Raw genomic sequence first — 12,908 nt, forward strand, 5'->3', positions numbered from 1 at the left:
TGCCCGTCCCGTCGGCATTGCTCTCGATGTCGATGTTTGCCGACACCTCCCGGCCCAACAGCTTTCCGTTTTTACGGATATTGTAGGCGCCCTTGGGGATGCGCTCCAGGTCCGCGACCGCTTTCAGTAATTCCTTATCTAAAGCATCTAACATCGTTCTCTCCTTCGCAGACATCACCAAAACTGCAAACGCTCAGGTCCTCCAGTATGGGGCGCGCCCCGGCCAGGTCACCGGTGTAGGCGAGCCGGCCGCCTCGGATCATGAGGATCTCGTCGGCTGCTTCCAGAAACGCACGATTGTGGCTGACGACGATGGTCGTGGTGCCTTTTTCGGTCTGTTCCCGTTTGAGAACCTCCACCATGGGGCCTATGGTCCACAGGTCGATGCCCGTATCCGGTTCGTCGTAGATGGCCACCTTCGGGTTTCGTGCGATGATGGTGGCCAGTTCGATCTTTTTGATCTCGCCGCCCGAAAGCTTGGCGTCTACAGGCTTGTCGAGAAAATCGAGGGAACAGATGCCGACCCTGGCGATAATTCTGGCCAGAGCGGTCTCGTCTTCGGTGCCGGCGGCGATGGCCAGGAGGTCCCGGAAGGTCGTGCCCTTGAACCGGGCGGAATGCTGAAATCCATAGGCGATGCCGGCTTTGGCCCGATCGGTGATGGAAAGAGCGGTGATGTCCTCTCCGTTCAGGAGGATCGATCCCGAGGTGACGGGATTAATCCCCATGATGAGCTTGGACAGCGTGGTCTTCCCGCCGCCGTTGGGACCGGTGATGCCGTAAAATTTGCCGCGTTCAAACCTGAAGCTCACATCGTTGATGATGGTCTTGGAGGCGCCTCCGCCGGCGATCGATGTATCCGCCGGAACGGAGAACCGAACGTTTTTGAGTTCAATCATGACAGTCCTCGGTTGGAATATACGTAAAAATTTCGTCTAATATTGGTATCTATCGGGCTGATTGTCAAGCTGTGTCGAGGCCTTTCCGGCTGTTTTTACGAAAATCGAGCTGTCAACCGTCGAAAAGGTCCATCTGAATCGGATCATTGGGAGGGTCCGGGGGAGGCTCCGGATGGTCGGCATAGGCGATCGTCGCGGTGTTGTCGTTCAGAACCCGGCCGGTTTCCAGGGGGTTGATGAGAAGATCGACCTCCTGGCGTGTCGCGACGGGAAATTCGTAATGGATATTCCGGTGCTTGAGGGGCTTTTGGACCGCTTCCCGTTCCCGGACAAAGACGCGGTGCCGACGGAGCCGCTCCTGAATGCGGCTGTTGGCGAAGGGGACGATGTCCCGTATCCGATCCAGAATGGCGTCGCGAAGCGCCGCATCCTGTTCGTAGCCGATGCTGTTTCGGCCGGCCGCCATGGCCGCCGCCGTCGTGGTGCCTGTGCCCAGAAACGGATCCAGCACCACATCCCCCTTTACGGATAACATGTGAATCAACCGGTAGGGCAACTCGAAGGGAAAGGCGCCGCTGCGGTGTCTGGTTTTGGGGGCGGTCATTTTCTGGACGGTTCCCCTGAGATCCGTCCAGACGTCCGAAAACCAGTTGTTCCGCTCCTCCCAGAAATAGGCGCTCTCCCGTCGCATCCGCTTTTCCTCGGGCGACTTGAAATCCCTTTTCCCGCCTTTCCGGAAGATCAGGATATATTCGTGCTCGAGGGTCACATAGGCCCCCGGCGGCATCATGCCCGATCCCATGAATTTGTTGGGGGCGTTGGTCGCCTTTCGCCATAGTATTGCCGGCAGGGGGGAAAGCCCCAGGGCCGACAGGCGATGAAGGACACGGGCATGGTTGGGGTACAGCCTGAAATCGCCGTTTACGGTTCGGACGGCGTCCCCGATGTTGATGCACGCAATGCCGCCGGGCATGAGGACGCGCAGGCATTCCCGCCAGATCGGATCGAGGGCCTGGTGCATGAGTTCGAAGGCCGCGGCGCCGCGATCGTTTGCGAGGGCATCCGCTATTTCAGTGCGGCCGCGGGCGAACATCTCGTCCCACATCCGGACCATGGGGTAGGGCGGCGACGTGACGATCAGCGCAACGCTTTCCGATGAGACGTGGGTCATGCTCTCGGCGGTGCAAAAGTAAAAATGGTGCTGGGTTTTCATTGGACGATTCCTCAGGGCTCGACGTGATTTTGTTGAATTTTGCGAGATCTGTTATCATGATACGGTCCTTTGGAAAACCCCTGTTGCATCGGGTCCGGGTCTTGCCCTCGGAGGAGGGGGCATCTGGAAAATCCCCTTGATTTAGACGGGTGAAGAGCTTATGGTAACGTCATTTTACCGTGGATGAACCTAAGGGCCGCGACGGGCGGAGCCGTCCGTCGGGTCATGGAACGGCAAGGACGATGACAAACGAATTCTGGCGCTGGTGGCAGCACATCCCCGAACGGCTGGATCCCGTCATGATCGAGATCGGGGTCTTCAAGCTCCAATATTACGGCATGATGTATCTGGTGGCCTTCGGCCTGACCTATTTCCTGGTCCGCTATCGGATCCGGCACGAGAAGGGATTCAACTTGACCGAGGCCCAGGTGGAGTCTCTCACCACGGCCATGATTATCGGCGTGATTCTGGGGGGGCGCCTCGGGTATGTGTTCTTTTACAATCTGCCCTATTACGCGCAACACCCCCTCGAGATTTTCCTTCCCTTCAGCTTCGAGGGCGGGATCCGTTTTACCGGCATCTCCGGTATGTCCTACCATGGAGGGCTCATCGGCGTGATCGTCGCGACAATGCTCTACGGACGCCGAAACCGGATCGCCTTTACGGAGATCGCCGACCTCTACGCCCCGGCCGTCCCCCTGGGATACACCTTCGGCCGCATCGGCAATTTCATCAACGGCGAGCTTTACGGCCGGGTAACGGAGCTGCCCGTCGGCATGTATTTCCCATCGGCCCCGACGCCCGAACGCCGTCATCCGTCCCAGCTCTACGAGGCCTTTTTCGAAGGGATCTTCTGCTTCATGCTGCTGTGGTTCCTTCGTCGGCGCGTCCGAACCCGGGGGGCCATGCTGGCCCTCTATCTGATCAGCTACGGCACGGTTCGGTTTTTCATCGAGTTTTTCCGGGAACCGGACGCGCATCTGGGCTTTGTGCTGTTCCGGTTTTCAACAGGCCAACTCCTCTGCGGCCTGATGGTGCTTTTCGGGATCGGATTTTACCTGTTCAGGCGTTCCATGTTCAAGAATGCATCAAATTTTTCGGGGTAATCTATGAAACTCTATCTGTACAATACGCTGACGCGGAAGAAGGAAGAATTCCAACCCCTCTTTCCCGACTACGTCGGTCTGTATACCTGTGGCCCGACGGTCTACAATCATGCTCATATCGGCAATCTGCGGACCTATATATTCGAGGACGTGCTCAAACGAACCCTCAGGTTCAACGGCTTTACGGTGCGGCACGTCATGAACATCACGGATGTGGGACATCTTACCGGCGATCGGGACATGGGGGAGGACAAACTGGAAAGAGGGGCCGCACGGGAAGGCCGGAGCGCCTGGGACATCGCGGAGATGTATACCCGGGCGTTCAAGGAAGACATGGCGCGGCTCAATCTTCTGCCGCCGGACATCTGGTGCAAGGCGACGGAAACGATCCCCGAACAGATCGCCCTCATCGAGACCCTGGCGGCCAAAGGATATACCTATACCACCAGCGACGGGATTTATTTCGACACCTCGCGATTCAAGGATTACACCAAACTTTCCCACCAGAACCTGGAGGCGCTCCAGGAAGGCGCACGGGTGGAGCGGAACCCCGAAAAGCGAAATCCCACCGATTTCGCCCTGTGGAAATTCTCTCCCAGGGATGAGCAGCGGCAGATGGAATGGCCGTCGCCGTGGGGCGTCGGGTTTCCGGGATGGCACATCGAGTGTTCAGCCATGAGCATGAAATTTTTAGGGGACCACCTCGACATTCACTGCGGCGGCACCGATCACATCGACGTCCACCACACCAACGAAATCGCCCAGTCGGAGGCGGCCACGGGAAAGCCGTTTTTTCGGTTCTGGGTGCACGGGGCGTTCCTCAACATTGCCGGCGGGAAGAAGATGGCCAAGAGCGCAGGCAATTTCCTGACCCTCCAGCACACCTTTATCGACCGGGGCATCGACCCTCTGGCCTACCGGTATGCCGCATTCCAGACCCATTATCGGAATCCCATGGAGTACAGCGACGAAACGGTCCAGGCCGCCGTGAACGGTCTCGATCATCTTCGGAACCAGGTCCGGCACATCAAGGATGCCTGCGCCGGATCGCCCGCCGATATCCCCGCCCATGCAGCGGATGAGGCCAGGACACGGTTCCTGGCGGCGCTGAACGACGATCTCAACATGCCCAGGGCCATGGCGGTGGTACAGGAGATCCTGAAATCCGACATGCCGCCGACATGGAAGCTCGCCCTGGTCCTTGAACTGGATGCCGTTCTGGGGTTCGGTCTCGATCGGGTGGGGGAGGCACAGCCCCTGCCTGCGGATATCCGGGAAAAGGCGGCCGCCAGGGAAGCGGCGCGGCGGGAAAGGAACTGGGCTCTGTCCGACCAGCTGCGTGACGAAATCCAGGCCCTGGGCTATGTGGTTCAGGATGGAAAGGACGGCATGAAGGTGTTTCCGAAGTGACGCAGACGGGAAAAGGACAGCGGTAATCCTCGGGAACCACCGCTGTGTTTTTCCGTCCGATGCGACAAGCGGTCAACCGCTTCTCGCCTCCCGTTTTTTCTTTTCGCGCTCGTGGCGCTCCTGGGCCTCCAGGGAAAGGGTGGCGATGGGCCGGGCCAACAGACGACGGATACCGATCTCCTCTTCGGTTTCCTCGCAGTATCCATAGGTCCCGTTGCTGATGCGCTCGAGGGCCCTTTCGATCTTCTTGATGAGCTTCCGGTACCGGTCGCGGGTTCTCAGCTCGAAGGCCGTGGCGGATTCGTTGGTGCCCTGGTCGACGGCTTCGATGTCCCGCTCCTTGTCTTCCTTCAGCTTGTTCAGCGTTTTTTCCGATTCGGCCAACAGGTTTTCCCGCCAGGCAATCAGCTGCCTTCGGAAATACTCAATCTGTCGCGGATTCATGTACGGTTCGTCGTCGGTGGGGATGTAATCTTCAGGCAGATCAACGGACATGGCAACCTCCTCGTGTTTTGATGAAACCAACACGATGTCAATGATAATACAGGGTCTTGATGAAGGAAAGTGCGCTTGACGATCCTGCCCGGATCAATCGACCCGCACGATGCCTTCATTGAATGTCGTCAGCGGCATCAAACCGTCCGGGGTGACGATGTGGGTGTTCTCTGTGCCCACCACGCCCTTGCCGGGAAAGATGAGCTTGGGCTCCAGTGCGATGCACATCCCCTCCGCTATAGGGGTTTTCCGGCCTTTGGCGATGAAGGGATATTCATCCAGTTCCAGGCCCGTGCCGTGACCGATAAAACGGACGCGCCCCGGGCCTGCGCCCATGAAATGATCGGCATATCCCAATTCCGCCGCCCGCGCCACGGCCATGTCGTAGAGTTCGCCGACGCTTGCGCCTGGCCTGGCGGCTTTCTGGATGAGGGATTGAATCTCGATCATGGCTTCCTGGGCCCTGAGCCACTCGTCGGAAATCGCGCCGACGGCGAAAATTCGTGTCTGGTCCGATATATAGCCTTGATAGACAAAGGGGTAGTCCACCATAATCGGCTCATTGCGGCCGACGGGCCGGAATCCCGCGCTCTGGCCCACGGCCGGTCCGGTGCCCTCACCGCCGGTGGGAGAAGCGAGAAAGCTGGGCACGGCCGCGGAGGGGCCTGCCATGAGATGCCCGAAAAACATCTCGCTCCCCCACAGTCGCATGCGCACCGTTCCCTGGTGGCCCAGCTTCCGTGCCCGGGCCTCGACAAGCCCGGCCAGTTCCACCTCCGGGATCCCCTCCCGGATCATGCTTGGAATCCCCGCATAGAGTTCGTCGGCTTTTCTGCCGGCTTCGCGGAGAATCCCGATCTCGTAAGGCGATTTGATCATTCGGGTCAATCGGATGAAATGGGACACATCCAGGATCACGGATCCGTCAAAAATACGCTGATAGTCCAGATAGAGGTTCGCCGACAGCACATCCAGCTCCATCCCCAACGTCTTCGGGGTGGGATATGCGTTTCGTTTCAGGATCTCGGGGATCTGCCGGGCGCTTTTGAGGGGAACGATGTCGCCGACGGATGATTCCGCCGCCGCCCGCTCCAGTGCTTTTCGGGCCATCAACAGCGGTTTTCCCTCTCGGGGGATATAGAGATGGGCATCCTGAACGGTTCCGGAAAAATAATAGAGATCCGCCTTCTGGACGATCAAGGCGGCGTCCGCGCCGGCATCCCCGAGTTGGGATTGCAGGCGGTCGATGCGCTGTTTGATTTCGGCTTCCGGAACCTTTCCGTCTGATCTGTACATGACGATCCTCATGGCTGTTCGCGCAACGAACCCTTCCGTTGATTGTCTTAACTATTTATTTTCTAAAGATTTCTGAATTTTGAAGATATGGTGTATATCATCTTTTCCATGGACCTGCAAGCAAAGAAGCACCCCGGGTTTTCATTGGAATCATTGGTGATATGGGGTTGGGGGGTGGGGTAGGAAAGATAGGGGTATACGGGAGGGGAGTTGAGATGTTATAGGAAAAAAGTGATTAAGTGATTAAGTGATTACGTGATTACGTGATTACGTGGTTACGTGGTTATGTGGTTAGGGGTTAGGGGTTAGGGAGTTTAGGGATAATTTGACTTTCGGCTGTAGTTATGATGACTGGGTAGCGGCTGAGCGCTGAAAGGGGATAAAGGCTCCGTTCGTCCTTGACGCACCCCTTCAGTCTTCAGCCTTCAGTCTTCAGCCTTCTCTTGACTGAAACGGTTTATGAAGGGCAGGTGGTGATGAAGAAGACGATGACAGGGTTTGTTCTGGGTGCGGCAATTGCCGTGTTGTTTGGGGTTGGGAGTTTTTGGCCGGCCGGGGCGTGTGCCGCGGATATTCGATCCAGGACCTTCACGGACGAGGAGATTTCGGCCATGAAAGTGCAAAAGGCGGTCATCCAGACCCGCTTCGGCGACATCTTCCTGAAGTTCTTTCCCGATGTCGCGCCCAATCATGTCCACAATTTCATCGAGCTGGCCCGGAAAGGCTTTTATGACGGCACAACCTTCCACCGGGTCATCCCGGGCTTCATGATCCAGGGAGGAGATCCCAATTCCCGGGACGCGGACCGGATGCGGCACGGCACCGGAGGCCCAGGCCACCAGCTCAAGGCCGAGTTCAACAGCCGGCCCCACAAGCGGGGAACCCTCTCCATGGCCAGGTCCCGGCATCCCGACAGTGCCGGATCCCAGTTTTTCATCTGCGTGGCGGAAGCCCCCTCCCTTGACGGCCAATACACGGTTTTCGGAGAGGTGGCGGAGGGGATGGCCGTAGTGGACGCCATTGTCTCGGAGGAGCGGGACTCCCGGGACAATCCTCTGAAGCCCATTGAGATGACGGTGAAAATAGAAAAGGCTGAAGACTGAAGGCTGAAGACTGAAGGGATAGGTTGGGGTTATGATCGTTGATGGGAGGGGAAGAAAAAAATGAAAACCAGTCCTCAATTGATACAGACGCCGGCCCCTGGATTGCGGATGGTCCGGTTTCGCGGAGATACCGTCACCATTGCCCTGGAGGCGCCCCCGGCGTGGCGTGGCGGCGCCTGGCTGCGGACCAATATCGGCCGGGTTGCGGTCGCCCGCCGGGAAATTATCCGGGAGGTGGTTCGTGACGAGTCGCCTCTGAATCGTGACTGGTTCGACATCCCCATGCGAAAAACAACGGCCTCCCGGTTCGAGGTGCGGATTCCCCTGGCCGAGGTCGGGCATTTCCAGGCCAAGGCCTATTATCTCCCGGAGGGTGAACCCGACCCCGTCTGGCCCGAGGGGGACAACACGGTCTTCAATGTGGCGCCTGCCGACTGCTGCTGCGGGAACATCATTTACAATGCCTTTGTCCGCCAGTTCGGTCCCAACAAGATCAAGCGTCTTGAAATGGACCCTGAAACAGCCGACTGCGTCCAACGGTTGGACGGGGACGGCTACACCGTTATTCCCAAATCCGGCACCTTCAGGGACCTGATCCGGGAGCTCGATTTCATCATGGGCGAGCTGGGCTGCCGCTACATCCAACTGCTTCCCATTCACCCCACCCCCACAACCTATGCCCGCATGGGCCGGTTCGGGAGTCCCTATGCGGCCCTCAGCTTCACGGAGGTCGATCCGGCCCTGGCGGAGTTCGACCCCCGGGCCACGCCACTGGAGCAGTTCGCCGAACTGGTGGATGCCGTCCACGCCCGGGGCGGCCGGCTCCTCATGGACATCGCCATCAATCACACCGGGTGGGCCGCCGCCCTGCATGAAACCCATCCCCAGTGGCTTTGCCGCGACGAGCACGGCCGGATCGAGATGCCCGGGGCCTGGGGGGTGACCTGGGCGGATCTCACGAAGCTGGACTACAGCCACCGGGATCTCTGGGTCTACATGGCCGACGTGTTTCTCACCTGGTGCCGCCGGGGTGTTGACGGGTTCCGCTGCGACGCGGGCTACATGATCCCCGTATCGGCATGGCGATTCATGACGGCGCGTGTCCGGGAGGAATACCCGGATACCATCTTTTTCCTGGAGGGACTCGGCGGCAAGATCACGGTGACGCGGGACCTTTTGAATCGCGCCAACCTCGATTGGGCCTATTCCGAGCTGTTTCAAAACTACGACCGGGGGCAGATCGAATGGTATCTCAGTCAGGCCTGGGAGATTCAGCAACAGGACGGTCTGCTGATCCATTTCGCTGAAACCCACGACAACAACCGGCTGGCGGCCCGCTCCACCACCTGGGCCATGATGCGGACGGCACTTTGCGCCCTCTTTTCCCAGAACGGAGGCTTCGCCTTTGCCAACGGGGTGGAGTGGTTCGCCCGCGAGAAAATCATGGTCCACGAAGCCCCGTCTCTCAACTGGGGCGCCGCGGAAAACCAGGTTCGGCACATCCGGCGGCTCACCGCGCTTTTGAAGAACCATCCGGCGTTCCACGACCAGGTGGCGGTTCGGATGATCCAGAAAGGGGCGGCCAACGCCCTGGCGCTGCTGCGGCATCATCCGCCCACGGACCGGCGCCTGATCGTGTTGGTCAACCTGGATGACGGACAATCCGCCGATCTGGCCTGGGAACGGCAAACCGAGATGGGGGACGATCTCCGGGATCTCTTGTCCGGCCGACGGATCGACGTGAGGACCGAAGGTGCCACCCAGGCGCTGACCCTGGCGCCGGGGCAGGTCCTGTGCCTGAGCGACGGCGCTTCGGGTATGTGGATGGAGGACATCCCCCTCATCCCGGACCGGGTCTGGGAGCAGCGACTTCGTGCCAAGGCCCTGGACGTCCACCGGTTTTACCACGGCATCGGAGACATGGGCGATATGGACCTTGCCGCGGCCGCAAAACAGCTCGAGGCCGATCCGGTCGAATTCTGCCGTTCCATGAATCCCGACGGCGAAGAGGCCCGGGTGATCCCGTGGCACTGGCCCGAGGATCTCCGCCGGACCGTCATGCTGCCGCCGGGTCATTTTCTCCTGGTGACGGCGGATGTCCCCTTCCGGGGCGCCCTGATCGATCGGGAACGGACCGGAGAGGAGCGGGTCCTCTCCCAGGAGGAGGGGATGCCCTGCGGATCGTTTTTCGCTGAAGGCCGCAAAACCTGGTTTGCCCTGTTTTCTCACCCGGGACTCCCGGAACGTCATCGGCCGGTGGTGTTGCGGATGGCCATATACGAGCCCTCCGGAGCCGTCCACCGGGACGCGCCGCTGCTGGTTCTCGCCAGGCCCGGGTCTGCCGGGGTTCAGCGGGTGTTCCGGCGCAGGGAACTCCTGGCCCGGCCCTTGCTGTTTCTGGGGACCAACGGCCGCGGCGCCATGCTTCGGGCCCACGCCGCCTGGGGGAAGCTTGCGAGCCGATACGACGCCCTCCTGGCCGGGAACCTCAATCCGCTCTATCCCGAGGACCGATGGGTCATGTTCACCCGGTGCCGGGCCTGGGTCCTCTACCAGGGGTTTTCCTACGAGATCGGGCTCGACTGCCTCGACGCGGTTGTGGCGGCGCCGGGCGAAGCCGCCTGCTGGCGCTACCACATTCCCACCGGCCAGGGGGAGGATATCGCCCTTTCCATTGCGCTCCGGATGATCCCGGGGGAGAATGCCGTTCACCTCTCTCTTTTCCGGCATCCGAGCGCAGGGATCCGGGGGCGGCTTCCGGACGATCGTTTGGTGGACATCGTGCTCAGGCCCGACATCGAGGACCGTAATTTTCACGAGACCACCAAGGCCTTCACCGGGCCGGAACAGCGGTGGCCTGAAGCCGTAACGGCGGGAGAGCGGGGGTTTACCTTCGCCCCGGCCCCGGACAGGCGGCTGATGGTCGAGATCTCCAAAGGGGTTTTCGCGGCGGCGCCGGAGTGGCAGTATATGGTTCACCGGCCGCTGGAGGCGGAGCGCGGCCTGGACCCCGACTCGGATCTCTTCAGCCCCGGCTATTTCAGGGCGTCGCTTGCGGCCGGCGAGACCCTCGATCTGCTGGCCCAGATCCTCGGAGGCGCACGCCTCTCCATGCCGTCCGACCCCATGCCGTTCGAGAAGACCTCGCAGCTTCCGTCCCGGTTTCAGGATCTCACGGCCGGGCTTCGAGCGGCAGTGGAGAGCCATGTCGTCCGGCGGGGGGATTTTTCCACCGTCATCGCGGGATACCCCTGGTTCCTGGACTGGGGCAGGGACACCCTTATCGCGGCCCGCGGCCTGATCGCCGCCGGCAAGCTCCGGGAGACGCGGGAGATCCTGCTCCAGTTCGCGAAGTTCGAGAAGGACGGCACCCTTCCCAACATGATCCGGGGGGACGATGCCCGGAACCGGGACACCTCCGACGCGCCCCTCTGGTTTTTCACGGCGTGTGCCGAGCTGGCGGCTGCCGAGGGAGACGATGCCTTCCTGGATACGGCGCTGGAGGGGCGGACGGTTCGCGGCATCCTCACCGATATGGCGGGTTCCATCATTCAAGGGACCCCCAACGGCATCCGGATGGACCCGTTATCCGGTCTCGTCTTCAGCCCATCCCATTTCACATGGATGGACACCAACCATCCCGCCGGCACCCCACGGGAGGGGTATCCTGTCGAGATTCAGGCCCTGTGGCACCATGCCCTCTCTTTCCTGGCACGGATCGGCGGGGATGGATCGGCGGGGTGGTGGCGGGAGCTGGCCGAAAAGGTCCGGAACGCCGTTGTTCAACGGTTCTTTCTTGAAGAGGAGGGGTACCTGGCCGACTGCCTGCACACCCTTCCGGGTCGATCGGCGCTCCAGGCCGAACCTGACGACGCCCTCAGGCCCAACCAGATTTTTGCCCTCACCCTGGGGGCGGTGACCGATCCGGTGATATGCCGCCGGGTTCTGGACGCCTGCCTCGGGCTTCTGGTGCCCGGCGCCATCCGAAGCCTGGCGGACAAACCCACAAGGCATCCCCTCGAGATCATCCACCATGGCCGGCGACTCGGCGACCCCCACAAGCCTTATCGGGGCATCTATGCCGGGGACGAGGACACGGCCCGCAAACCCGCCTACCACAACGGCACGGCCTGGACCTGGGTCTTTCCGTCCTTCTGCGAGGCCTGGGCGGCCCACTACGGCGAGGCCGGAAAGGCGACGGCCCGGGCATGGCTGGCATCCAGCACCACCATCATCAACAGCCACTGCGCCGGCCACATGCCGGAGATCCTCGACGGCGACACGCCCCACAGGCAAAAGGGCTGCGATGCACAAGCCTGGGGAGACACGGAACTGCTACGGGTCTGGCTGAAGTTGAAATAGGAAATCATGAATCAAAACATCTCCGTGATCATTCCGGCGCGAAACGAAGGGGAGACGATAGGGGGCATTGTCGGTCGGATTCGATCGTTGCATCCGGAATTCGAGATCATCGTCATCGACGACGGGTCGACGGACGACACCGCCCAAAAGGCCCATGAGGCCGGGGCCCAGGTCTATCGTCACCCCTACAATATCGGCAACGGCGCCGCGATCAAGAGCGGCATCCGGATGGGGGTGGGGGATGTGTTCGTGTTCATGGACGGTGACGGTCAGCACCATCCCAGGGATATCGCAAGGCTCCTCGAGTACTTTCCCGACTACGACATGGTGGTGGGTGCGCGGGGTTCGGGCGGGCAGGCCTCCTTTGAGCGGGCCGTGGGCAACAAGGCCTACAACTGGCTCGCCTCCTACGTGACCAAATTTCGGGTGAAGGACCTGACCTCGGGATTCCGCGCCGTGAAAGCCGAGATCGCCAGGAGCTACCTCTATCTCCTTCCCAACACCTATTCATATCCCACCACCATGACCCTGGGCGTGCTCCGGGACGGGAACAGCGTCCGGTACGTGCCCATCGACATCGGAAAGCGAACCGCCGGAAAGAGCCGGATCAGCGTGTTTCGGGACGGCGTCCGGTTTTTCATGATCATCACCAAGATCTGCACCCTCTACTCCCCCATGCGGGTCTTCCTCCCCGTCAGCTTCGCGATGTTCATGGCGGGCCTCGCCCATTACGGCTATGCCTTCGTTACCTCGGGGCGGTTCACCAACATGACCGCGCTCCTCTTCATGAACGCCCTGGTCATCTTCATGATGGGGCTGGTATCGGAGCAGATCTGCCAGATGCGCTTCGAACGCCGCAGCAGCGAACGCCCCGTTAAGAAGTTCTCCCCCAAACCGCAGGATAGGTAAAAACATATAAATATAATTATTGACAACCCCCGCGCGCCCGACTATGAGTAGAAAAACTACTCAATCAAGGAGCTGTCTGCTTGAATATCCTGTCCGGCCTCATCTCCTCCAAAAC

The 12,908-nt window shown here is 60.3% G+C and carries 9 protein-coding genes; 5 read left to right on the top strand and 4 right to left on the bottom strand.

Features of this window, described 5'->3' with window-relative positions:
* Positions 1 to 134: 134 nt before the first annotated feature.
* Positions 135 to 899 (bottom strand): ATP-binding cassette domain-containing protein, encoded by a 765-nt coding sequence (locus AB7S84_RS13150; RefSeq protein ID WP_020875484.1) that lies wholly within the window; start codon positions 897 to 899, stop codon positions 135 to 137.
* 112 nt (positions 900 to 1,011) lie between these two features.
* A complete protein-coding gene (locus AB7S84_RS13155) occupies positions 1,012 to 2,112 on the bottom strand; it encodes a DNA-methyltransferase (protein ID WP_428154942.1) in 1,101 nt (366 codons plus the stop codon).
* A gap of 242 nt (positions 2,113 to 2,354) precedes the next feature.
* On the opposite strand from AB7S84_RS13155, the gene lgt reads away from it, so the two are divergent.
* Complete coding sequence (gene lgt, locus AB7S84_RS13160; protein ID WP_428154944.1) at positions 2,355 to 3,218, top strand: prolipoprotein diacylglyceryl transferase; 864 nt, start codon at positions 2,355 to 2,357, stop codon at positions 3,216 to 3,218.
* Positions 3,219 to 3,221: 3 nt separating this feature from the next.
* Positions 3,222 to 4,628, top strand: a complete 1,407-nt coding sequence (cysS, locus tag AB7S84_RS13165; RefSeq protein ID WP_020875481.1) for a cysteine--tRNA ligase — start codon at positions 3,222 to 3,224, stop codon at positions 4,626 to 4,628.
* A 72-nt stretch (positions 4,629 to 4,700) separates the two neighbouring features.
* On the opposite strand, the gene dksA is transcribed toward cysS, so the two are convergent.
* Positions 4,701 to 5,123 carry an RNA polymerase-binding protein DksA gene (gene dksA, locus AB7S84_RS13170; RefSeq protein ID WP_020875480.1) on the bottom strand — a complete coding sequence of 141 codons (423 nt, stop codon included), beginning with the start codon at positions 5,121 to 5,123 and terminating at the stop codon, positions 4,701 to 4,703.
* Between the two features lie 93 nt (positions 5,124 to 5,216).
* A complete protein-coding gene (locus tag AB7S84_RS13175) occupies positions 5,217 to 6,419 on the bottom strand; it encodes a M24 family metallopeptidase (protein ID WP_428154947.1) in 1,203 nt (400 codons plus the stop codon).
* Between the two features lie 476 nt (positions 6,420 to 6,895).
* Here AB7S84_RS13175 and AB7S84_RS13180 point away from each other — a divergent pair, with 476 nt between their 5' ends.
* Genes AB7S84_RS13180 through AB7S84_RS13190 form a run of 3 tightly spaced genes read left to right on the top strand, consistent with a single transcriptional unit; the run spans position 6,896 to position 12,793 of the window.
* Entirely contained in the window at positions 6,896 to 7,522 is a 627-nt protein-coding gene (locus AB7S84_RS13180; RefSeq protein ID WP_428154949.1) for a peptidylprolyl isomerase, read from the top strand.
* A 60-nt stretch (positions 7,523 to 7,582) separates the two neighbouring features.
* On the top strand, positions 7,583 to 11,884 hold the full coding sequence (locus AB7S84_RS13185) for an amylo-alpha-1,6-glucosidase (protein ID WP_428154951.1): 4,302 nt from the start codon (positions 7,583 to 7,585) through the stop codon (positions 11,882 to 11,884).
* A 6-nt stretch (positions 11,885 to 11,890) separates the two neighbouring features.
* Positions 11,891 to 12,793 (top strand): glycosyltransferase family 2 protein, encoded by a 903-nt coding sequence (locus AB7S84_RS13190; RefSeq protein WP_428154953.1) that lies wholly within the window; start codon positions 11,891 to 11,893, stop codon positions 12,791 to 12,793.
* Positions 12,794 to 12,908 lie beyond the last annotated feature (115 nt).

The sequence above is a fragment of the Desulfococcus sp. genome, assembly GCF_050178255.1.
GTDB classification, from domain to species: domain Bacteria; phylum Desulfobacterota; class Desulfobacteria; order Desulfobacterales; family Desulfococcaceae; genus Desulfococcus; species Desulfococcus multivorans.

Bases quoted from the DNA above. Each gene is read 5' to 3' on its own strand.
- AB7S84_RS13150 (WP_020875484.1), bottom strand. From the start codon at position 899: ATGATTGAACTCAAAAACGTTCGGTTCTCCGTTCCGGCGGATACATCG.
- AB7S84_RS13155 (WP_428154942.1), bottom strand. From the start codon at position 2,112: ATGAAAACCCAGCACCATTTTTACTTTTGCACCGCCGAGAGCATGACC.
- lgt (WP_428154944.1), top strand. From the start codon at position 2,355: ATGACAAACGAATTCTGGCGCTGGTGGCAGCACATCCCCGAACGGCTG.
- cysS (WP_020875481.1), top strand. From the start codon at position 3,222: ATGAAACTCTATCTGTACAATACGCTGACGCGGAAGAAGGAAGAATTC.
- dksA (WP_020875480.1), bottom strand. From the start codon at position 5,123: ATGTCCGTTGATCTGCCTGAAGATTACATCCCCACCGACGACGAACCG.
- AB7S84_RS13175 (WP_428154947.1), bottom strand. From the start codon at position 6,419: ATGTACAGATCAGACGGAAAGGTTCCGGAAGCCGAAATCAAACAGCGC.
- AB7S84_RS13180 (WP_428154949.1), top strand. From the start codon at position 6,896: ATGAAGAAGACGATGACAGGGTTTGTTCTGGGTGCGGCAATTGCCGTG.
- AB7S84_RS13185 (WP_428154951.1), top strand. From the start codon at position 7,583: ATGAAAACCAGTCCTCAATTGATACAGACGCCGGCCCCTGGATTGCGG.
- AB7S84_RS13190 (WP_428154953.1), top strand. From the start codon at position 11,891: ATGAATCAAAACATCTCCGTGATCATTCCGGCGCGAAACGAAGGGGAG.